Raw genomic sequence first — 21,802 nt, 5'->3', positions numbered from 1 at the left:
CCGCCTGGCAAGTCCGACGGGCCGACGACGTCCCGAACCACCCTTGAAGCAGACGCGCCCGCATGCGGGCGCACAGGAGGACGGTGTTGATGACCACGCCGCAGCACTGGGTCGCGCCACCCGAGGCGCAGGGCCTCTACGACCCCGCGACAGAGCACGACGCCTGTGGTGTCGCGTTCGTCGCGACCCTGCGCGGGACGCCCGGGCGCGACATCGTCGACGCAGGCCTCACCGCGCTGCTCAACCTCGACCACCGCGGTGCGGTCGGTGCCGAGGAGAACAGCGGTGACGGGGCCGGGATCCTCACCCAGATCCCCGACGCCTTCGTGCGGGACGTGGTGGCCGTCGAGCTGCCCCCCGCCGGCCGGTACGCCATCGGTATGGCGTTCCTCCCGCAGGATCCCGCCGAGGCAGACGTCGTGGCGCGACGCTTCGAGGCGATCGCCGTCGAGGAGAAGCTGGACGTGCTCGCGTGGCGGGACGTCCCGGTGACCGCAGACCTCGTCGGTCCGACGGCCCGGGCATCCATGCCGACGTTCCGGCAGGTTCTCGTCGCCGACCCGGCGCGGGAGCTGGCCGGCATCGACCTGGACCGGAGGGCCTACCGCCTGCGCAAGCGCGCAGAGAACGAGCTGGGTCTGTTCCTGGCCTCCTTGTCGGCGCGGACGCTCACCTACAAGGGCATGCTGACGACGGCTCAGCTCGAGCCGTTCTTCCCTGACCTCTCCGACCCGCGCTACGCCTCGGAGATCGCGCTGGTCCACTCCCGGTTCTCCACGAACACGTTCCCGTCGTGGCCGCTGGCGCAACCGTTCCGCATGATCGCGCACAACGGTGAGATCAACACCGTGCGGGGCAACCGCAACTGGATGGCGGCGCGCGAGGGCAACCTCGCCAGCGAGGTGCTGGGGGACCTGGCACCGTTGCTGCCGATCTGCACGGCCGGCTCGAGCGACTCGGCCAGCTTCGACGAGGTGCTCGAGCTGCTGCACCTGTCGGGGCGCTCCCTGCCGCACTCGGTGCTGATGATGATCCCGGAGGCCTGGGAGAACCATGCCGAGATGGACACGGCGCGACGGGCCTTCTACCAGTACCACGCCAACCTCGTCGAGCCGTGGGACGGGCCGGCCTGCCTGACCTTCACCGACGGCACGCTCATCGGCGCCGTGCTCGACCGCAACGGCCTGCGCCCCGGCCGGTACTGGGTGACGGAGGACGGCCTCGTCGTGCTCGGCTCCGAGGCCGGCGTCCTCGACCTCGACCCGGCGACGGTGGTGCGCAAGGGCCGCCTCGAACCTGGTCGCATGTTCCTCGTGGACACCGACCAGGGCCGGATCGTCGAGGACGACGAGATCAAGTCCCAGCTGGCCGCGCAGCGGCCCTACGCGAAGTGGGTCGAGGAGAACTCCATCTCGCTCGGCTCGCTGCCCGAGCGCGAGCACGTGGCGCACTCGCCGGCCTCCGTCCAGCGCCGTCAGCGGGCCTTCGGCTACACCTCGGAGGAGCTGAAGGTCATCCTCACGCCCATGGCCAACAACGCCATGGAGCCGCTCGGCGCGATGGGGTCGGACACGCCGGTCGCCGTGCTCTCGAGCCGTCCGCGACTGTTGTTCGACTACTTCACGCAGATGTTCGCGCAGGTCACCAACCCGCCGCTCGACGCGATCCGCGAGGAGCTGGTGACCTCGATCGGTGGCGCCATCGGCCCCGAGCCGAACCTGCTCGACGACACCCCGCTGCACGCCCGCAAGCTCCTCCTGCCCTTCCCCGTGCTGGACAACGACGAGCTCGCCAAGATCGTGCGCATCGACCGGGACGCCCGCCTCGAGGGTGAGTTCCGCGCCGCGATCGTCCGAGGGCTGTACGACGTGTCGGGCGGGGGCCGTGCGCTGCACGCACGCCTGAAGGAGATCTTCACCGAGATCGACGCGCAGATCGATGCCGGCGCCACCCACATCGTGCTGTCGGACCGTGACTCCGACGCCGAGCGAGCGCCGATCCCGTCGTTGCTGCTCACGAGCGCGGTGCACCATCACCTGCTGCGTCGCCAGACCCGGACCCGGATCTCGCTCGTCGTCGAGGCCGGCGACGTACGCGAGGTCCACCACGTCGCGCTGCTGATCGGCTACGGTGCGGCCGCCGTCAACCCGTACCTCGCGATGGAGACCGTCGAGGACCTGGCCCTGCGCGGCTACCTCGACGTGTCCCCGGAGCAGGCCGTGCGCAACCTGATCAGGGCGCTCGGCAAGGGCGTGCTGAAGGTGATGTCCAAGATGGGGATCTCGACGATCATGTCGTACCGCGGTGCGCAGGTCTTCGAGGCCGTCGGTCTGTCCCACGAGCTCGTGGAGGACTACTTCACCGGGACCACGAGCCGGCTCGGCGGTATCGGCCTCGACGTGATCGCCGCCGAGACCGCGGCGCGCCACACGGAGGCCTACCCGGCGTCGGGCAACCACGCGCCGCACGAGCGGCTCACCACCGGTGGCGAGTACCAGTGGCGGCGCGACGGCGAGGAGCACCTCTTCGACCCGGAGACCGTGTTCCGTCTGCAGCACGCCACGCGCACCGGCCGGATGGAGATCTTCCGGCAGTACACGAGGCGCGTCGACGAGCAGTCCGAGCGGCTGATGACGCTGCGGGGCCTGCTCCGGTTCAACCCTGACCGTGAGCCGATCCCGATCGACGAGGTCGAGCCCGTCAGTGAGATCGTCAAGAGGTTCAACACCGGGGCGATGTCCTACGGCGCGATCAGCCAGGAGATGCACGAGACGCTCGCCGTCGCGATGAACGAGCTCGGGGGCAGGTCGAACTCCGGCGAGGGCGGCGAGGACCCCGAGCGCCTCTACGACCCGCAGCGTCGCTCCCGGGTGAAGCAGATCGCCTCGGGCCGGTTCGGCGTGACGAGCGAGTACCTGACCCAGGCCGACGACATCCAGCTCAAGCTCGCGCAGGGCGCCAAGCCCGGCGAGGGCGGACAGCTGCCCGGCCCCAAGGTCTACCCGTGGGTGGCGAAGACACGGCACTCGACGCCCGGCGTCGGCCTCATCTCGCCGCCGCCGCACCACGACATCTACTCGATCGAGGACCTGGCCCAGCTCATCCACGACGCCAAGAACGCGAACCCGAGCGCGCGGATCCACGTCAAGCTCGTGTCCGAGTTCGGGGTGGGCACGGTCGCGACGGGCGTGTCCAAGGCGCACGCCGACGTCGTCCTGATCTCCGGGCACGACGGCGGTACGGGGGCGAGCCCCCTGACCTCGCTCAAGCACGCGGGCACCCCGTGGGAGATCGGTCTGGCCGAGACCCAGCAGACGCTCGTGCTCAACAACCTGCGCGACCGGATCACCGTCCAGGTCGACGGGCAGATGAAGACCGGTCGGGACGTCGTGGTGGCCGCCATGCTCGGGGCGGAGGAGTTCGGTTTCGCCACGGCACCGATGGTCGTCTCCGGCTGCATCATGATGCGCGTGTGCCATCTGGACACCTGCCCGGTCGGCGTGGCCACGCAGAACCCGGAGCTGCGGAGCCGGTTCACGGGCAAGCCCGAGTTCGTCGTGAACTTCTTCGAGTTCATCGCCACCGAGGTGCGTGAGCACCTCGCCTCGCTCGGCTTCCGGTCGATCGACGAGGCGGTGGGTCAGGTCCAGGCGCTCGACACGCGCAAGGCCGTCGACCACTGGAAGGCCGAAGGGCTCGACCTCGGCCCCGTGCTGGAGCGCGTCGAGCCTCCCGCCGGCACGGCCATGCACCGCACCCAGGGGCAGGACCACGGCCTCGACAAGGCCCTGGACCAGCAGCTCATCGTGCAGGCGGCCGCGGCGCTCCAGGACGCCCGACCGGTCCGGATCGAGGTCCCGGTGCGGAACGTCAACCGCACGGTCGGCACCATGCTGGGCCACGAGGTGACCAAGCGCTATCGAGGCCAGGGTCTCCCCGACGACACGATCGACGTGACCCTGACCGGCTCTGCCGGTCAGTCGTTCGGGGCCTTCGTGCCCCGCGGTGTGACGCTGCGGCTCTTCGGCGACGCGAACGACTACGTCGGCAAGGGCCTGTCCGGCGGCCGGATCATCGTGCGTCCGGACCGGGCGGCCGTGCTCGACGGTGCGGCCAACGTCATCGCGGGCAACGTCATCGGCTACGGGGCGACGAGCGGCGAGATCCTGCTGCGCGGACGTGTCGGTGAGCGCTTCGGCGTGCGGAACTCCGGTGCGACGCTGGTCGTCGAGGGCGTGGGTGACCACGGCTGCGAGTACATGACCGGTGGCGAGGTCGTCGTCCTCGGCCCGACGGGTCGCAACTTCGGTGCGGGCATGTCCGGTGGCGTCGCCTACGTGCTCAACCTGCGGGCCGCCGCGATGAACTCGGCGGCCGTCGCGGGTGGTGAGCTCGTCGTCGGGCCGCTCCTGGACGAGGACTGGTCGCGCGTGCAGGAGCTGCTGACCAGGCACCACGAGGAGACCGGCTCGCCCGTCGCGGCCGAGCTCCTCGCGGACGACGGGACGCGGGGACGGTTCTCGCGCATCGTGCCGCCCGCCTGGGCGAACGTCCGCGCTGCACTGGCCGAGGCGGAGTCCGCCGGCACGCCCCTGGGCGAGGGCGACGACTTCGACCCCTCCCTCTGGGAGCACATCATGGAGGTGGCACGTGGCTGACCCCCGCGGATTCCTGAAGGTGCGGGAGCGCGAGCTCCCGCCGAGCCGTCCTGTCGAGGTCCGACTGCGCGACTGGCGTGACACGCACGCCGTGCGCGAGGACGGTCAGCCGTTCCTCAAGGAGCAGGCGGGCCGTTGCATGGACTGCGGCATCCCGTTCTGCCACCAGGGCTGCCCGCTCGGGAACCTGATCCCCGAGTGGAACGACCTCGTGCACCAGGACCAGTGGGCCGACGCCATCGAGCGGCTGCACGCGACAAACAACTTCCCGGAGTTCACCGGGCGCGTGTGCCCCGCCCCGTGCGAGACGAGCTGTGTGCTGGGCATCAACCAGCCGGCCGTCACCATCAAGAACATCGAGGTCTCGATCATCGACGAGGCGTTCGAGCGGGGACTGGTGGCGCCGCAGGTGCCGCAGCGCCTGACGGGCTCGACCGTCGCGGTCGTGGGGTCCGGCCCAGCCGGTCTGGCCACCGCCCAGCAGCTGACCCGAGCCGGTCACACCGTCGTGGTCTACGAGCGGGACGACGCGATCGGGGGCCTGCTGCGGTACGGCATCCCCGACTTCAAGCTCGAGAAGCATCACATCGACCGTCGGCTCGCCCAGATGGAGGCCGAGGGGACCCGGTTCCGTGCCGGCGTGGAGATCGGCAAGGACATCACGTGGGACGCATTGCGCCGCCGGTTCGACGCGGTCGTGGTCGCCACCGGCGCCACGGTGGCGCGTGAGCTCCCCGTCCCGGGCAAGGACCTGGACGGCGTGCACGCGGCGATGGACTTCCTCACCCCGTCGAACAAGGCGGTGGCGGGCAACCCCGTCGAGGGTGCCCCCACCGCCGAGGGCAAGCACGTCGTCGTCATCGGCGGTGGCGACACCGGCTCGGACTGCGTCGGGACGTCGCTGCGTCAGGGGGCGGCGAGCGTGACCACGCTCGCGATCGGCAAGAAGCCGCCGACGGAGCGCCCCGACCACCAGCCGTGGCCCACCGACCCGATCCTGTTCGAGGTCTCGAGCTCGCACGAGGAGGGCGGCGAGCGCGCCTTCCTCGCCTCGACGGTCGAGTTCCTGGCGGACGAGAACGGGGCGGTGCGCGCGCTGAAGGTCGCGGAGACCGAGTACCTGGGCGACGGGCGCCGCGTGCCGAAGCCCGGCACCGAGCGAGAGCTCCCCGCCGACCTGGTGCTGATCGCGATGGGCTTCACCGGACCCGAGACCGCCGACCTGGTCGAGCAGACCGGTGCCGAGACGACCAGCCGTGGCCTGGTACGTCGCGGTGACGACTACGCGACCACGCTGCCGGGTGTGTTCGCGGCCGGTGACGCCGGACGCGGGCAGTCCCTCATCGTGTGGGCGATCGCCGAAGGGCGGGCGGCAGCGGCCGCCGTGGACAAGTTCCTCCAGGGCAGCACCGAGCTGCCGGCCCCGGTGGGCCCGCGCACCGTTGCCCTGAGAGGATGAGCACGAACCCGGGCGCCATGTGGCGTCCGGGACGGCCCCGGTCGGTACCGGGGCAGTACGACGACGAGGCTGGAGACATGCGCAGAGCGAAGATCGTGTGCACCATCGGACCCGCGACAGCATCCCCGGAGAAGCTCCGGGAGCTGGTGGACGCGGGTATGGACGTGGCCCGGATCAACCGGAGCCACGGCGAGCAGTCGGAGCACGAGGCCGTCTACCACGGTGTGCGCGCGGCGGCGAAGGACGCAGGGCGCAACGTCGCCGTGCTCGTCGACCTGCAGGGTCCCAAGATCCGGCTGGGCCGGTTCGGTGGCGACGAGAAGCACTTCCTGCAGGAGGGTGACACGTTCACCATCACCACCGAGGACGTCGTCGGTACCCGCGAGATGGTCTCGACCACGCACAAGGGGCTGCCGCAGGACGCGCGCGTGGGCGACCCGATCCTCATCGACGACGGCAACGTGCGTGTGCGCGTCACCGCCGTCGAGGGTCCGCGCGTGGTGACCACGGTCGAGGTCCCGGGCGCGGTCTCGAACAACAAGGGCCTCAACCTCCCCGGTGTGGCCGTCTCGGTCCCGGCGCTGAGCGAGAAGGACACCGACGACCTGCGCTGGGCACTGCGGCTCGGTGCGGACCTGATCGCCCTGTCGTTCGTGCGCAACGCCGCCGACTACGACGACGTCCGCCGGATCATGGACGCCGAGGGTCGTGTCGTCCCGGTCGTCGCCAAGATCGAGAAGCCGCAGGCGGTCGACAACCTCGAGGAGGTCGTCGCTGCCTTCGACGGCTTCATGGTGGCGCGCGGCGACCTCGCGGTCGAGATGCCGCTGGAGCAGGTGCCACTGGTCCAGAAGCGCATCGTGGAGCTGGCACGCCAGAACGCCAAGCCCGTGATCGTCGCGACGCAGGTGCTCGAGTCGATGACCACGAGCCCGCGGCCGACCCGCGCCGAGGCGTCCGACTGCGCGAACGCCGTGCTGGACGGTGCCGACGCGGTCATGCTCTCGGGAGAGACGTCGGTCGGGGACTACCCGATCCTCACGGTGCAGACGATGGCCTCCATCATCGAGGCCACGGAGGAGATGGGGCGTGAGCGCATCGCACCGCTCGGCTCCACCCCGCACACCCGCGGAGGCATCATCACGCGGGCTGCCGCGGAGATCGGCGGTTCGCTGGGCGTGAAGTACCTGGTGACCTTCACGCAGTCCGGCGACTCCGCCAAGCGGATGTCGCGCCTGCGCTCGGGGATCCCCCTGCTCGCCTTCACTCCGGAGGAGTCGGTGCGCAACGTGCTGGCCCTGACCTGGGGCACCACCACGTACGCGGTGCCGGAGGTCGGTTCGGTGGACGCGATGGTCGGGCAGGTCGACCAGACGCTGCAGGCCAACGGGCTGGCCGAGGTCGGGGACCGCGTCGTCATCGTCTCGGGTGCTCCGGTGGGTGTGCCCGGCACGACGAACTCGATCCTGGTGCACAAGGTGGGCAGCCACACCGACGGTCACGTGGTGGCCGGCTGACGGTCGGCGTCGGTGAACCGACGCCGACCAGACGACGAGAGCCCGGTCTGCAGCAGCAGACCGGGCTCTCGTGCTGCGTGCCCCGGGCGGGATTCGAACCCGCACTGGATCGGGTTTGAGCCGATTGCCTCTGCCAGTTGGGCTACCGGGGCGTGGGCGGCAGCGGCCTTATAGAACCACACCACGACGGGCCGTGCCCAACCGGTCGAGCCGCGGCCCGGGTGCGCACGGTCACACCGGCGGCGGCCCGAGAAAAGCACACGACCAGTGCCTGCGGGGTCTACGATGGTCCCTGTGACCGACGAGAAGCTTCCGCTCGACCTGCCCCCGCTGATCGACGCCGAGCCCGAGCCGGCGCCCCCCGAGACCTCGGCGAAGCCTGCACGGCGCGCCGTGGTCGCCGAGGACGAGGCGCTGATCCGCATGGACGTCGTCGAGACGTTGCGCGAGGCGGGCTTCGACGTCGTGGGCGAGGCCGGAGACGGCGAGACGGCGGTCAACCTGGCGACCGAGCTCAAGCCCGACGTCGTCGTGATGGACGTCAAGATGCCGGAGCTCGACGGGATCTCCGCGGCCGAGCGGATCGGCAAGGCGCACGCCGCGCCGGTCGTGCTTCTCACCGCGTTCTCCCAGACCGAGCTCGTCGAGCGCGCCCGTGACGCCGGAGCGATGGCGTACGTGGTCAAGCCGTTCACCCCGGCAGACCTGCTCCCGGCGGTCGAGATCGCGATCTCCCGCTACCAGCAGATCGGTGCGCTCGAGTCCGAGGTGGCAGATCTGCAGGAGCGTTTCGAGACCCGCAAGCGCGTCGACCGCGCCAAGGGGCTGCTCATGACGAAGATGGGCCTCAGCGAACCGGAGTCCTTCCGGTGGATCCAGAAGACGTCGATGGACCGCAGGCTCACCATGCGTGAGGTGGCGGACGCCGTCATCGATCAGGTCGGCGCCTGAGACACGTTGTGCGACTCCCTGGCGACAGCTATTGTCGCCAGGGAGTCGTGATCTTTTCGTGACCTTTCCCCGTGGGGGGTCGCACGGACTGTCGGGAGGAGTGTCGATGCGTGCAGCAGTGGTAGTTCGGCCCGTGGCAGAGGAGGATCTGCTCGAGGTCGCCGAGCTGGCGGCGAGCGTGGCTCCGGACGGTACGACCGCGGCCGCCGACCCCGGACGCCTGTGTGAGTACCTCAGTGTGCTGCTGGCCGCGGGCGGCGAGGTCCAGGTGGCCGTCGAGGACGACGCCATCGTCGGTTTTCTGCTCGCCCGTGTGCTCGGCCCACGCCTCTACGCCGTGACACCGAGCCTGTACATCGACGCCATCCTTGTCGCACCTCGTGCCCGGCGTCACGGTGTGGGCCGTGCGCTGCTGGTTGCGGCCCTCGAGCTCGCCGGCTCCGCCGGTGCCGAGAGCATCTACTGCGCTCCCGCACCGGGTGCGCGCGAGATGCACCGTTTCCTGGCCCGCCTGGGGTTCGCGCCAGCAGCTGGTCACCGCGTCGTCGCTGTGCCGGTGCTCGAGCGCCGGCTGGCACAAGGAGCGGCGCCGGGTGCGACGGTCGTCCGTCGCCGGGACGGTGGGCGGCGTCGCCGCGATGCCACCCGTGCGGCCATCGAGGACCTTGTCGCACGTCGGCGTCGTGCCCGTGAAGCGGGCCTCCCGACCGGACCGGTCGATCTGCGCGCCTTCCAGGTGGAGCACGCCGCGGCCGAGGCCGCGCAAGCCGGCTCGGGTGCCGAGCCGGCGTCCCACGTCTCTTGACCTCGGTACCGACGTACCCCGCGCCGTCGCTCAGTCGGCCTCGAGCACCAGGCAGGTGAGCCGCGCAGTCGCGACCCGCCTCCCGTCGTCGTCGCTGATGACGATCTCGTAGGCGGCCGTCGAGCGGCCGAGGTGCAAGGCCGTCGCCACGCCGTGCACCCAGCCCGCGCGTACGCCGCGGTGGTGGGTGATGTTCAGCTCGAGCCCGACGGCGGCGCGGCGCCTCCCGGCGTGGCTCTGCGCCGCGACCGAGCCCAGCGTCTCGGCGAGCGCTGCTGTGGCACCCCCGTGCAGGAGTCCGGCCGGCTGGGTGTTCCCGGCCACGGGCATGGTGCCGCTCGTCATCGTCGCGCTCACCTCGGTCAGGTCGATCCCGGTGCGTTCGATGAAGGTGCCGGCCGCCGCCTGCCGCCAGCCGGAGACGTCGTGCGGAAAGGAGTCGGTGTCAGTCATGGACGATAGGTTGGCACCCGTGACGACCTCAGCGCGAACCAGCAGTTCCAGCACCACCTCCGGTCCCCGGTCCCGTCTGCTCCTCATCGACGGACACTCGATGGCCTACCGGGCGTTCTACGCCCTGCCGGACACCCTGGTGACCTCCAGCGGCCAGGTGACCAACGCCGTCTACGGCTTCTTCTCGATGCTCACCAACCTGCTGCGCGACGAGGAGCCCACCCATGTCGCGGTCGCCTTCGACGCGGGGCGCGTGACGTTCCGCACCGAGCGGTTCGCCGAGTACAAGGGAAACCGGGACGCCACGCCGGAGGTCTTCCGCGGGCAGGTGCCGCTCATCAAGGAGGTCCTCGAGGCGCTGCGCGTCCCGGCGCTGCAGCGGGAGGGTATCGAGGCGGACGACATCCTCGCGACGCTGGCGCGCCAGGGCGCCGAGGCGGGGATGGAGGTGCTGATCTGCTCCGGTGACCGTGATTCGCTGCAGCTCGTCACCGACAGCGTCACGGTGCTCTACCCGAAGAAGGGGGTCTCAGAGCTCGCACGGATGACACCCGGGTCGGTGGAGGAGAAGTACAAGGTCCGTCCGGAGCGCTACCCCGACCTGGCGGCGCTGGTGGGGGAGACGAGCGACAACCTGCCTGGTGTCCCTGGTGTGGGCCCGGGCGTGGCGGCCAAGTGGATCACGCAGTTCGGTGACCTCGACACCTTGCTGGAACGGCAGGACGAGGTGACGGGCAAGCGGGGCGAGGCACTGCGGGAGCACGCGGACCAGGTGCGCCTCAACCGCGAGCTCAACGCCCTGCTGACGGATGTCGACCTGCCGCTGGCCGTCGACGACCTCGTGGCCGTGGGCTTCGACCGTGAGGCGGTCCATCGCGTCTCGGACGCCCTCCAGTTCGGCGCGTTGCGCGATCGACTCCTCGCCGTCGACCCGGCCGGTGCCGATGACGAGGACGTGTCGGCGGAAGGTGTCGCCGTCGACCTGCACGACGGGCCGCTCGCCACGTGGCTCGCCGAGCGCACCGGTCGGTTGCTCGGCCTGGACGTGACGGGGATCGGCAGGCCCGCTCGCGCGGATGCCTGGCAGGTCGCCCTGGCGACAGGCAGCGACGGCGGGGCGAGCGCGGTCGTGGTCGACCTGGCGGATCTGTCCGCCGACGACGAGCGCGCTCTCGCCGCGTGGCTGTCGGACCGCGCTGCACCCAAGATCGTGCACGGTGCCAAGGCAGCCTGGCACATGCTGTCCGCGCGGGGTCTCGTCCTCGACGGGGTCGCCTGCGACACCGAGCTCGCCGCCTATCTGTGCTACCCGGACCAGCGCGGTTACGACCTCGCCGACCTGGTGGTGCGGCACCTGCATCGCGAGCTCGCCGTGGTCGACGACGCCGCGCAGGGCGCCCTCGACCTCGAGCTCACCGAGGGAGCAGCCCCTGGTGCCGAGGCCGCCGGACGCGCGGTCGCCGTCGTGGACCTCGCTGAGGCGCTCGCAGTCGGCTTGGACGACCGGGGGGCACGCAGCCTGCTCGACGACGTCGAGATGCCACTCTCGGACGTCCTGGCGCGGATGGAGGACACCGGGATCGCCGCGGACACGGGTTTCCTCACCGAGCTCGAGGAGCACTTTGCCGGCGCCGTCGCACGGTCGGCTGCCGAGGCTTACGACGTCATCGGTCGTGAGGTCAACCTCGGCAGCCCGAAGCAGCTCCAGGAGGTGCTCTTCGACCAGCTGGGCATGCCGAAGACGAAGAAGATCAAGACGGGCTACACGACGGACGCCGCCTCGTTGCAGGACCTGTTCACCAAGACGGAGCACCCGTTCCTGGCGCACCTGCTGGCCCACCGTGACGCGGCCAAGCTCCGCACCACGGTCGAGGGCCTGCTGAAGTCGGTCCAGCCGGACGGGCGGATCCACACGTCGTTCCAGCAGACGATCGCGGCGACCGGGCGGCTCAGCTCGACGGACCCGAACCTGCAGAACATCCCGATCCGCACGGAGTCGGGCCGCCGGATCCGCCGCGCCTTCCGGGTCGGCGAGGGCCACGAGGTCCTGCTCACCGCGGACTACAGCCAGATCGAGATGCGGATCATGGCGCACCTGTCGGGGGACGAAGGCCTGATCGCCGCCTTCCGTTCCGGCGAGGACCTGCACCGGTACGTGGGCTCGCGGGTCTTCGACGTCGAGCCGGCCGCTGTGACGGCCGAGATGCGGGCGAAGGTCAAGGCGATGAGCTACGGGTTGGCGTACGGGCTGAGCGCCTTCGGGCTCTCCCAGCAGCTCGGCATCGCCACGGGCGAGGCGCAGGGCTTGATGGACGACTACTTCACCCGGTTCGGGGGGGTGCGCGACTACCTGGCCGGGGTGGTGGAAGAAGCTCGCGCCACGGGGTACACCGCCACGATCCTGGGGCGCCGGCGCTACCTGCCGGACCTGACGAGCGACAACCGGCAGCGTCGCCAGATGGCGGAGCGGATGGCACTCAACGCCCCCATCCAGGGCAGCGCCGCGGACATCATCAAGCTGGCGATGCTCGGGGTGCAGCGCGAGCTGGACGACCGCGGCCTGCGGTCACGGCTGCTGCTGCAGGTCCACGACGAGCTGGTGGTCGAGGTCGCACCGGGGGAGCGGGAGGCCGCCGAGGAGGTCCTGCGGACGAAGATGGGCGCGGCCTACGCCCTGGACGTGCCGCTGGACGTCTCGGTCGGTGCGGGGGAGACCTGGCACGACGCCGGTCACTGACCGGTTCAGTCCTTGGCGGTGACGAACACCGCCGTACCCGGCAGGAGAGCGCCGCGCACGGGACCCCAGCCGCCCCAGGTCTGGTCGTTCCAGGCCGGCCACTCGGGCTCGACGAGGTCTCGCAGGCGCAGTCCTGCCGCCACGACGTCGCGGACGTGGTCGCCGACCGTCCGATGGTGCTCGGCATAGACGACGCGACCCGCATCGTCCGCCTCGACGTAGGGGCGGCGGTCGAAGTAGGACCGCTGCGCCGTCAGGCCGTCGGCGCTCGGGTCGTCGGGAAACGCCCAGCGCAGAGGGTGCGTCACCGAGAACACCCATCGGCCGCCCGTCCGCAGCACGCGTGCCGCCTCGGCGTGCACGCGCCCGGCGTCGGCGACGAAGGGGATCGCACCGAACGAGGTGAAGACGACATCGAAGCTCGCGTCGGCGAAGGGCAGCGCGCGGGCGTCCGCCTCCACCGTCGGGACGTGCGTGCCGGTCCGGGTGTCGAGACGTGCTGCGGCGTCCAGCATGGCCGGCGCGACATCGGTCGCGACGACCTGTGCTCCCTGGCCCGCGAGCCAGCGTGAGCAGTGCGCCGCTCCGGCGCCGACCTCGAGCACCTGGGCACCCCGCACGTCGCCGAGGAGCCGTGCCTCCGACTCCGTGAGGCCTTCAGGCCCCCAGCGAAAGCCCGCGTCGCCGAGGAAGCGCCCGTGGTCGTCGAGGTACTCGTCGGCGTGGGCGTCCCACCATGCGCGCGCAGCCCCGTCGTCGTCGGGTGCGTCGCGGTAGCCGAACCAGGTCGCTGTCACGTCCACATGGTGTCACCCGACACCTCGCGGACACATCCGGTCGGTAGTCTCCAGAACGTCTTGATCCCCGAAGATCCCTGGAGGAACATCGTGCGTGTCGGTCTACTCACCGGAGGGGGCGACGTCCCGGGGCTGAACGCCGCCGTGCGGGCCGTCGTCAAGCGCGGCGAGGGCGAGCACGGGCACACGATCGTCGGGTTCCGGAACGGGTGGAGAGGTCTCGCGGACGGTGACGTGATGCCGCTGACGCGCCAGCACATCCGCAACGTCCTGCCGACCGGCGGGACGATGCTGGGGACGGCGCGCTACCACCCGCACGCCGACGACGGTGGGATGGAGGCGGTCCTCGCGACGCTGGAGGCCGAGCGTGTCGAGGCGTTGATCTGCATCGGCGGGGACGGGACGCTGCACGCGGCGAGCAAGGTCGCCGAGGCGGGGGTGCGTATCGTCGCGATCCCGAAGACGATCGACAACGACGTGTGGGGCACCGACAGGTCGATCGGCTTCGACACGGCGGTGAGCATCGCGACGGAGGCGGTGGACCGCATCCACACCACGGCGGAGAGCCACAACCGCGTCATGATCGTCGAGGTGATGGGCCGGCACGCCGGCTGGATCGCCGTGTCGGCCGGCATCGCGGGCGGGGCGGAGCTCGTCCTCGCGCCGGAGGACCCGTTCGACATCGATCGCGTGGTGCGGTTCCTGAAACACCGCCACCGGGCGCACGCGAGCTTCTCGATCATCGTCGTGGCCGAGGGTGCTGTCCCCGCCGAGGGAACCTCGATGCAGTACCGCACGCAGCTCGGCCCTTTCGGGGAGATCGTCGCCGGGGCGATCGGCGAACGGCTGGGTGCGGAGATCGCCGACCGGACCGGTTTCGACACCCGCGTCACGGTGCTCGGGCACGTGCAGCGGGGCGGGACGCCCACGCCCTCGGACAGGATCCTGGGCTCGCGCTTCGGGGTGGCAGCGATCGACGCGGTGTCAGCAGGCTCGTCGGGGGTCATGACCGCCCTGCACGGGGAGGACGTCGTCCTGGTCGACCTCGCGGAGATCGCAGGCAAGGTCAAGCAGGTGCCTGCCGACCTGCTCGCCGTGGCCGGGACCCTCGCGTGACCGGGCTCTCAAGGCCTCGCCGTCACCGGCGTTGACCCCTCCAAACGGCACAGATAGGATGGTCGGCGGTGCAGTGCGCCTGTGATGCTGGCCTGTGCGTGGCCGACGGCTCCCGTTCAGGTGCCTGATCAGACTCGCCGGTCCGGTCAGCAGCCGCACAACACGCCTGCACCACGACCCTGTCCGCACTATGTCCTGTCCGCATCGGAGCAACTACTCAATGACCATCTCCACCACGAAGTCCGCCCCGCAGGTCGCCGTCAACGACATCGGCACCGAGGAAGACTTCCTTGCCGCCGTCGACGCCACCATCAAGTACTTCAACGATGGTGACATCGTCGAAGGCACGATCGTCAAGGTCGACCGCGACGAGGTCCTCCTCGACATCGGCTACAAGACGGAGGGCGTGATCCCGTCGCGTGAGCTCTCCATCAAGCACGACGTGGACCCGGGCGAGGTCGTCACCGTCGGTGACGCCGTCGAGGCTCTCGTCCTCCAGAAGGAGGACAAGGAGGGTCGCCTGATCCTGTCCAAGAAGCGCGCCCAGTACGAGCGCGCCTGGGGCACGATCGAGAAGATCAAGGAAGAGGACGGCGTCGTCACCGGCACCGTCATCGAGGTCGTCAAGGGCGGCCTCATCCTGGACATCGGCCTGCGCGGCTTCCTCCCCGCCTCCCTGGTGGAGATGCGCCGCGTCCGCGACCTCGCGCCGTACGTCGGCAAGGAGATCGAGGCCAAGATCATCGAGCTCGACAAGAACCGCAACAACGTGGTCCTGTCGCGCCGCGCGTGGCTCGAGCAGACGCAGTCCGAGGTCCGCTCCACCTTCCTGCAGACCCTGCAGAAGGGCCAGGTGCGCCCCGGCGTCGTCTCGTCGATCGTCAACTTCGGCGCGTTCGTCGACCTGGGCGGCGTGGACGGCCTCGTGCACGTCTCCGAGCTCTCCTGGAAGCACATCGACCACCCGTCCGAGGTCGTCGAGGTCGGCCAGGAGGTCACCGTCGAGGTGCTCGACGTCGACTTCGACCGCGAGCGTGTCTCCCTGTCGCTGAAGGCGACGCAGGAGGACCCGTGGCAGACCTTCGCCCGCACGCACGCCATCGGCCAGGTCGTGCCGGGCAAGGTCACCAAGCTGGTGCCGTTCGGTGCGTTCGTCCGTGTCGAGGACGGCATCGAGGGCCTCGTGCACATCTCCGAGCTGGCGGTCCGCCACGTCGAGCTGCCCGAGCAGGTCGTCCAGGTGGGTGCCGAGGTCTTCGTCAAGGTCATCGACATCGACCTCGAGCGTCGCCGGATCTCGCTGTCGCTCAAGCAGGCCAACGAGGGCATGGACCCGGAGTCCGAGGACTTCGACCCGGCGCTCTACGGCATGGCTGCCGACTACGACGAGAACGGGGAGTACAAGTACCCCGAAGGCTTCGACCCGGAGACCAACGAGTGGCTCGAGGGCTTCGAGACGCAGCGTGAGGCCTGGGAGGCGGAGTACGCCAAGGCGCACGCCCGCTGGGAGTCGCACCGCGAGCAGGTCCGCGCGGCGCTGTCGGCCGACGCCGACGCCGCCGCCGGAGACGTCGTCTCCAGCGGTTCGAGCAGCGGTTCGTCGTCCTCGTCGTCCACGGCGTCGTCGTCCTACTCCTCGGCTGCTCCGGTGCAGCAGGAGGAGACCGGCGGCACGCTGGCTTCCGACGAGGCGCTCGCCGCGCTCCGTGAGAAGCTGACCGGCAACTGAGCCGGTGCCGGCCGAGCTAGCGAGGCCGGCACGCCGAGACAGAGAGGGTGCATGCACACGATCGTGTGCATGCACCCTCTCGGCGTCCCGGCCTCGCTATGCCGGCGACGGGTCGTCGAGGTCGGCGAACTGCGTGCGGTACAGCTCGGCGTACAGCCCGCTCGACTCCAGCAGCTCCGCGTGCGTCCCTCGCTCCACGACCGCGCCGTCGTCGAGCACCACAATGGCGTCGGCAGCCCGCACGGTCGAGAGCCGGTGCGCGATGACGAGCGAGGTGCGGCCGGCGAGCGCCTCGTCGAGCGCCGCCTGCACGGCTGCCTCGGACTCGGAGTCCAGGTGGGCGGTCGCCTCGTCGAGCACCACGACGTCGGGTGCCTTGAGCAGCAGCCTCGCGATCGCCAGACGCTGACGTTCCCCGCCGGAGAGACGGTACCCGCGGTCCCCGACGACGGTCTCCAAGCCTTCGGGCATGCGTGCGACCAGGTCCCAGATCCGTGCCTGCTGCAGTGCACGGGTCAGCTCGGCGTCGGTCGCCTCGGGGCGGGCGTACCGCAGGTTGCCCGCGACGGTGTCATGGAAGAGGTGGGCCTCCTGCGACACGACCCCGACGGTCGCGCGGAGGGACGCGGCCGTGACGTCGCGCAGGTCCTGTCCGGCGATCCGCACGACGCCGGAGGTCGGGTCGTACATCCGGACCACGAGCTGGGAGACGGTGGTCTTGCCGGCCCCCGACCGACCGACCAGTGCGACCATCGAGCCGGCCGGCACCGAGAAGGTGACGTCGCGCAGGGTCGTGGACGGAGGGTCCTTCGGCACGGTGGCGACGGACTCGAGCGACGCGAGCGAGACCTCGTCCGCCCGGGGGTAGCGGAACGTCACCTGGTCGAGCTCGATGCCCGCACCACGCTCGGCCACCGCCTCGCGAAGGTTCCGCGCGCCGGGCTTCTCGGCCACCGTCGGTTCCAGGTCGAGCACCTCGAGGACGCGCTCGAAGCTGACGAGCGCGGTCATGACGTCGATCTGGACGTTGGACATCGCGCTCAGGGGGCCGTAGAGGCGCCCGAGATAGGCCGTGAGCGCGACGATCGTGCCGACCGTGAGCTCGCCGGCGATCGCCTGCAGCCCGCCGACGCCGTACACGACGGCGATGGCGACGGAGGCGAGAGTGGTCAGCCCGATCCGGAACCAGGTGGAGTACAGTGCCCGGGCGACGCCGACGTCCCGCAGTGCACGGGCCTGGTCGGCATACCGGGCCGCCTCGCGGTCGGGGTCGCCGAAGACCTTCGCGAGGTGAGCCCCGGCGACGTTGAAGCGCTCGTTCATGAGCTGCCCGGCGTCGGCGTCGAGCTCGTAGCCGCGACGCGCCAGGGTGGCGATCCGGCGCCCGAACCACCGGGCAGGCAGGACGAACGCCGGCAGGAGCACCAGCGACAGGAGGGTGAGGCTCCACGACATCACGAACATCGCCGCGAGGGTGAAGACGATCGTGAGCCCGTTGGAGACCACCGTCTGCAACGTGGAGGTGAAGGCCTGCTGAGCCCCGAGCACGTCGCCGTTGAGCCGCTGCACCAGTGCCCCGGTGCGTGCGCGGGAGAAGAATGCCAGGGGCATGCGCTGCACGTGGTCGAAGACGCTGGTGCGCAGGTCGACGATGAGCTCCTCGCCGACGACGGCGGAGACCCACCGTTCGGCGAGGGCCAGCAGCGCCGTCAGGAGGGCGAGGCCGACCGCCGCGGCCGACATGAGGAGCACGGTCTCGCGGTCCCCGCCGCCGATGCCCTCGTCGATCAGCCTGCGGAACAGCAGCGGTACGGCCGCGCCCGCCGCAGCGCTGACCAGCAGGAGCGCGATGAAGAGGATGAGCCGGCCGCGGTACGGCCGCGCGAACGCGAGGATACGGCGGAGCGTCTCGCGAGGCAGCCGACGGCGGCGCACGGACGCGTCCTGTACGTAGGACCTCAGCGGTCCGCCCATGCCGCCACCGCCGCCAGGCCGACCGCCGGATCCCTGCCCACCCATGCTCATGGCGTGAAGCCTACGGCGAGGGCAGGATGGGCCCATGTTCCGCATTGGTCTCACCGGTGGTATCGCTGCAGGCAAGTCCGTCGCCGCCCGTCGGCTCAGGGAGCTGGGTGCCGTCGTAATCGATCACGACCTCCTGGCGCGCGAGGCGGTCGCGCCCGGGTCGGTCGGCCTCGCCGAGGTGGCCGAGGCGTTCGGTGAGCAGATGATCGCCCCCGACGGTGCGCTGGACCGGCCCGCCCTGGGACGGCTCGTCTTCGACGACCCGGCGGCGCGCGAGCGGCTCGAGCGCATCGTGCACCCGCAGGTCCGCCGACTGGCTGCCGAGCAGGAGGCCGCGGCCGGCGCCGCAGACCCGCGCGCCGTCGTCGTGCACGACGTCCCGCTGCTCGTCGAGACAGGCCAGGCCGAACGGTTCCACCTGCTCGCGGTCGTCGACGCCCCGGCAGCGCAGCGCGTCGGGCGGCTCGTGAACGGGCGGTCGCTGACCGAGGCGGAGGCCAGGTCGCGGGTCGCGGCACAGGCGGACGACGAGGAGCGCCTGGCGGTGGCCGACGTCGTCCTCGACGGGGCCGGCACGCCGGACGAGCTCCGGGCACAGGTCGACGAGCTGTGGGCGCGGGTGGCCGAAGAGGTCGAGCAGGAGCTGGCTGCCGAGGAGGACGAGCGGGCGTGAAGATCCTCGTCACGGGTTTCGAGCCGTTCGACGGCGCCTCCGTCAACGAGTCCTGGGAGGCGGTCCAGGAGCTGGCCGCCCGCTGGGCCGCGGCAGGACATCCCGAGGAGCTGGTGGTGGCCCGGCTGCCCGTCACGTTCGACGGGGCCAGAGCAAGGGTGCGGGAGCTGCTCGCCGAGCACGCGCCGCAGGTCGTGGTCTGCACCGGGCTTGCCACGGGTGCCAGCACGGTCCGGCTCGAACGGGTCGCGATCAACGTCGCCGACGCCCGGATCCCCGACAACGCGGGGCGGTCCCCGGTGGACGAGCCCGTGGTCGTCGGTGGTCCCGTCGCCCACCTGAGCTCTCTGCCCCTCAAGGCGATCCTCGTCGCCGTCCGGGAGGCGGGTATCCCGGTGAGCGTGAGCAACACCGCCGGCACCTACGTCTGCAACGCGACCTTCTACGCGCTGGCGCACGCGGTGGCTGGCACGGGCGTGCCGGCCGGCTTCGTCCACGTGCCGGCCGGCGACGTCGTCGACGCTGTCACGGCGGCACGCGCCCTGGGGATCGTGGTGCGCACGGCCGCGGACCACCGCGCCGGGCTCGTCGTCGACCTGCCCGTCGCCGCCGGGGCCGAGCACTGAGCGACCGACCGCCCCGGCCCGGCCGGTCTCGACGGGGCGGCTGTCGGTGGCCCGGCCTACGGTGGGGGGTATGCGACCCGTGACCGACCTGCAGCGAACCGTGGCTCCCTTCGAGGTGATCTCGGACTATGAGCCCAGCGGTGACCAGCCGACGGCGATCGGAGCTCTCGCGGAGCGGATCCAGGCGGGTGAGAAGGATGTCGTCCTGCTGGGCGCCACCGGTACCGGCAAGAGCGCGACGACCGCCTGGTTGATCGAGAAGCTGCAACGGCCGACGCTCATCATGGCGCCGAACAAGACGTTGGCGGCACAGCTCGCCACGGAGTTCCGCGAGCTGTTGCCCAACAACGCCGTCGAGTACTTCGTGTCGTACTACGACTACTACCAGCCCGAGGCGTACATCGCGCAGACGGACACCTACATCGAGAAGGACTCGTCGATCAACGACGAGGTGGAGCGTCTGCGGCACTCGGCGACGTCGAACCTGCTGACCCGGCGCGACACGGTCGTGGTGGCCTCCGTGTCGTGCATCTACGGCCTCGGCACACCGCAGGAGTACGTGGACCGGATGGTGCGGCTGCAGGTCGGCGACGTCGTCGACCGCGACGAGATGCTCCGTCGGTTCGTGCAGATGCAGTACTCCCGCAACGACATGGCCTTCACGCGGGGGACCTTCCGGGTGCGGGGCGACACCGTGGAGATCATCCCGGTGTACGAGGAGCTGGCGGTCCGGATCGAGATGTTCGGCGACGAGATCGAGACGATCCAGACGTTGCACCCGCTCACGGGTGAGGTCATCCGTACCGAGCAGAGCGTCTACCTGTTCCCGGCGACGCACTACGTGGCAGGTCCGGAGCGGATGGAGCGGGCGATCGGGAGCATCGAGGCCGAGCTCGAGACCCGGCTGGCGGACCTGGAGAAGCAGAACAAGCTGCTGGAGGCCCAGCGGTTGCGCATGCGCACCACCTACGACATCGAGATGATGCGCACCATCGGGACGTGCAACGGCATCGAGAACTACTCCCGGCACATCGACGGCCGGGAGGGTGGCACGCCGCCGAACACGCTGCTCGACTACTTTCCGGAAGACTTCCTGCTCGTCATCGACGAGTCGCACGTGACCGTCCCGCAGATCGGTGCGATGTTCGAGGGCGACATGTCGCGCAAGCGCTCGTTGGTCGACCATGGTTTCCGCCTGCCGAGCGCGATGGACAACCGGCCGCTGCGCTGGGAGGAGTTCGTCGAGCGCATCGGGCAGACGGTCTACCTGTCCGCCACCCCGGGGAACTACGAGCTGTCGATGTCGGACGGCGTGGTCGAGCAGATCATCCGGCCCACCGGTCTCGTCGATCCCGAGGTCGTCGTCAAGCCCACCACGGGACAGATCGACGACCTGCTGGGCGAGATCCGCGACCGTGTGGAGCGCAACGAGCGGGTACTGGTCACCACCCTGACCAAGAAGATGGCCGAGGACCTCACCGACTACCTGCTGGGCAAGGACGTACGGGTGCGCTACCTGCACTCCGAGGTCGACACGTTGCGACGCGTCGAGCTGCTGCGCGAGCTGCGCATGGGGGAGTACGACGTGCTGGTCGGCATCAACCTCCTGCGCGAGGGGCTCGACCTGCCGGAGGTCTCGCTGGTGGCGATCCTCGACGCGGACAAGGAGGGATTCCTGCGGTCCGAACGGTCCCTGATCCAGACCATCGGCCGCGCCGCCCGCAACGTCACGGGGCAGGTGCACATGTACGCCGACAAGGTGACCCCGGCGATGCAGTTCGCGCTCGACGAGACGAACCGTCGGCGCGAGAAGCAGAAGGCCTACAACGCCGAGCGCGGCATCGACCCGCAGCCGCTGCGCAAGCGGATCGCCGACGTCACCGACATGCTGGCGCGTGAGGACATCGACACCGCGGAGCTGCTGGCCGGTGGCTATCGCAGGACGCCTGGCGACAGTCGGACGAAGGCGCCCGTGCCAGGGTCGCCGAAGGAGGCCTCGACGTCGGGCAACAGGCTGGCGGGGCTCGCCGCGGAGGAGCTCGCCGAGCTCATCCAGGAGCTCAGCGACCAGATGCATGCCGCTGCGGCCGAGCTGCAGTTCGAGGTGGCCGCACGGCTGCGCGACGAGATCGGTGGGCTGAAGAAGGAGCTGCGCCAGATGCGGGCGGCGACGGGCTGACGCCCGGGACGCCCTCCGAGGTGCCGACCTGACTTCACGACCCGCCGCCGCACCGGCCGGGCCGGCGCCGTGCCGTA

At 70.5% G+C, this 21,802-nt stretch carries 14 protein-coding genes and 1 tRNA gene; 11 read left to right on the top strand and 4 right to left on the bottom strand.

Translation table 11 applies throughout. From position 1 onward, the window contains the following. Positions 1 to 89: 89 nt before the first annotated feature. The 3 genes from gltB to pyk all read left to right on the top strand — a co-directional run bounded on the left by gltB (position 90) and on the right by pyk (position 7,634). On the top strand, positions 90 to 4,658 hold the full coding sequence (gene gltB, locus PZC42_RS09840; protein ID WP_277210501.1) for a glutamate synthase large subunit: 4,569 nt from the start codon (positions 90 to 92) through the stop codon (positions 4,656 to 4,658). Then, entirely contained in the window at positions 4,651 to 6,117 is a 1,467-nt protein-coding gene (locus tag PZC42_RS09835) for a glutamate synthase subunit beta (protein WP_277210499.1), read from the top strand. Before gltB ends, PZC42_RS09835 begins: the two co-directional genes overlap by 8 nt. 77 nt (positions 6,118 to 6,194) lie before the next feature. After that, on the top strand, positions 6,195 to 7,634 hold the full coding sequence (pyk, locus tag PZC42_RS09830; RefSeq protein WP_277210776.1) for a pyruvate kinase: 1,440 nt from the start codon (positions 6,195 to 6,197) through the stop codon (positions 7,632 to 7,634). A 78-nt stretch (positions 7,635 to 7,712) separates the two neighbouring features. Here the strand turns inward: pyk and PZC42_RS09825 are convergent. Further along, positions 7,713 to 7,786, bottom strand: a tRNA-Leu gene (locus PZC42_RS09825). A 133-nt stretch (positions 7,787 to 7,919) separates the two neighbouring features. On the opposite strand from PZC42_RS09825, the gene PZC42_RS09820 reads away from it, so the two are divergent. Further along, positions 7,920 to 8,585 (top strand): ANTAR domain-containing response regulator, encoded by a 666-nt coding sequence (locus PZC42_RS09820; RefSeq protein WP_277210497.1) that lies wholly within the window; start codon positions 7,920 to 7,922, stop codon positions 8,583 to 8,585. Positions 8,586 to 8,691: 106 nt separating this feature from the next. Then, positions 8,692 to 9,390: a GNAT family N-acetyltransferase gene (locus PZC42_RS09815; RefSeq protein WP_277210495.1), complete on the top strand. Its 699-nt coding sequence runs from the start codon at positions 8,692 to 8,694 to the stop codon at positions 9,388 to 9,390. 30 nt (positions 9,391 to 9,420) lie between these two features. Here the strand turns inward: PZC42_RS09815 and PZC42_RS09810 are convergent, their stop codons facing one another. Next, positions 9,421 to 9,843 (bottom strand): hotdog fold thioesterase, encoded by a 423-nt coding sequence (locus tag PZC42_RS09810; protein WP_277210493.1) that lies wholly within the window; start codon positions 9,841 to 9,843, stop codon positions 9,421 to 9,423. On the opposite strand from PZC42_RS09810, the gene polA reads away from it, so the two are divergent. Beyond that, positions 9,842 to 12,580, top strand: a complete 2,739-nt coding sequence (polA, locus tag PZC42_RS09805) for a DNA polymerase I (protein WP_277210491.1) — start codon at positions 9,842 to 9,844, stop codon at positions 12,578 to 12,580. The two genes, PZC42_RS09810 and polA, sit on opposite strands and share 2 nt — an antisense overlap. A 5-nt stretch (positions 12,581 to 12,585) precedes the next feature. Here the strand turns inward: polA and PZC42_RS09800 are convergent, their stop codons facing one another. Then, the gene (locus PZC42_RS09800; protein WP_438802942.1) at positions 12,586 to 13,383 is read right to left on the bottom strand and encodes a class I SAM-dependent methyltransferase; all 798 of its coding nucleotides are present in this window, start codon (positions 13,381 to 13,383) and stop codon (positions 12,586 to 12,588) included. 84 nt (positions 13,384 to 13,467) lie between these two features. Here PZC42_RS09800 and PZC42_RS09795 point away from each other — a divergent pair, with 84 nt between their 5' ends. Together PZC42_RS09795 and rpsA are read left to right on the top strand one after the other, a co-directional pair. Next, positions 13,468 to 14,493 carry a 6-phosphofructokinase gene (locus PZC42_RS09795; protein WP_277210487.1) on the top strand — a complete coding sequence of 342 codons (1,026 nt, stop codon included), beginning with the start codon at positions 13,468 to 13,470 and terminating at the stop codon, positions 14,491 to 14,493. Positions 14,494 to 14,713: 220 nt separating this feature from the next. Continuing rightward, the gene (gene rpsA, locus PZC42_RS09790) at positions 14,714 to 16,222 is read left to right on the top strand and encodes a 30S ribosomal protein S1 (RefSeq protein ID WP_277210485.1); all 1,509 of its coding nucleotides are present in this window, start codon (positions 14,714 to 14,716) and stop codon (positions 16,220 to 16,222) included. A 96-nt stretch (positions 16,223 to 16,318) separates the two neighbouring features. Here rpsA and PZC42_RS09785 read toward each other — a convergent pair whose 3' ends face one another. Beyond that, entirely contained in the window at positions 16,319 to 18,241 is a 1,923-nt protein-coding gene (locus tag PZC42_RS09785; protein WP_438802948.1) for an ABC transporter ATP-binding protein, read from the bottom strand. A gap of 40 nt (positions 18,242 to 18,281) precedes the next feature. Here PZC42_RS09785 and coaE point away from each other — a divergent pair, with 40 nt between their 5' ends. The 3 genes from coaE to uvrB all read left to right on the top strand — a co-directional run bounded on the left by coaE (position 18,282) and on the right by uvrB (position 21,725). Further along, entirely contained in the window at positions 18,282 to 18,920 is a 639-nt protein-coding gene (gene coaE / locus PZC42_RS09780) for a dephospho-CoA kinase (RefSeq protein WP_277210483.1), read from the top strand. Beyond that, a complete protein-coding gene (locus PZC42_RS09775; RefSeq protein ID WP_277210482.1) occupies positions 18,917 to 19,546 on the top strand; it encodes a pyroglutamyl-peptidase I in 630 nt (209 codons plus the stop codon). The genes coaE and PZC42_RS09775 overlap by 4 nt, the downstream gene beginning before the upstream one ends. A 70-nt stretch (positions 19,547 to 19,616) precedes the next feature. Next, on the top strand, positions 19,617 to 21,725 hold the full coding sequence (gene uvrB, locus PZC42_RS09770) for an excinuclease ABC subunit UvrB (protein WP_277210480.1): 2,109 nt from the start codon (positions 19,617 to 19,619) through the stop codon (positions 21,723 to 21,725). Positions 21,726 to 21,802 lie beyond the last annotated feature (77 nt).

This window comes from Isoptericola croceus, from assembly GCF_029382255.1.
Taxonomy (GTDB): domain Bacteria; phylum Actinomycetota; class Actinomycetes; order Actinomycetales; family Cellulomonadaceae; genus Isoptericola; species Isoptericola croceus.
The sequence above is the reverse complement of the archived record's forward strand: the minus strand, read 5'-3'. Positions and strand labels throughout refer to the sequence as shown.

Bases quoted from the DNA above. Each gene is read 5' to 3' on its own strand.
- polA (WP_277210491.1), top strand. From the start codon at position 9,842: ATGGACGATAGGTTGGCACCCGTGACGACCTCAGCGCGAACCAGCAGT.
- PZC42_RS09810 (WP_277210493.1), bottom strand. From the start codon at position 9,843: ATGACTGACACCGACTCCTTTCCGCACGACGTCTCCGGCTGGCGGCAG.
- gltB (WP_277210501.1), top strand. From the start codon at position 90: ATGACCACGCCGCAGCACTGGGTCGCGCCACCCGAGGCGCAGGGCCTC.
- PZC42_RS09820 (WP_277210497.1), top strand. From the start codon at position 7,920: ATGGTCCCTGTGACCGACGAGAAGCTTCCGCTCGACCTGCCCCCGCTG.
- uvrB (WP_277210480.1), top strand. From the start codon at position 19,617: ATGCGACCCGTGACCGACCTGCAGCGAACCGTGGCTCCCTTCGAGGTG.
- PZC42_RS09815 (WP_277210495.1), top strand. From the start codon at position 8,692: ATGCGTGCAGCAGTGGTAGTTCGGCCCGTGGCAGAGGAGGATCTGCTC.
- coaE (WP_277210483.1), top strand. From the start codon at position 18,282: ATGTTCCGCATTGGTCTCACCGGTGGTATCGCTGCAGGCAAGTCCGTC.
- rpsA (WP_277210485.1), top strand. From the start codon at position 14,714: ATGACCATCTCCACCACGAAGTCCGCCCCGCAGGTCGCCGTCAACGAC.
- PZC42_RS09785 (WP_438802948.1), bottom strand. From the start codon at position 18,241: ATGGGTGGGCAGGGATCCGGCGGTCGGCCTGGCGGCGGTGGCGGCATG.
- pyk (WP_277210776.1), top strand. From the start codon at position 6,195: ATGCGCAGAGCGAAGATCGTGTGCACCATCGGACCCGCGACAGCATCC.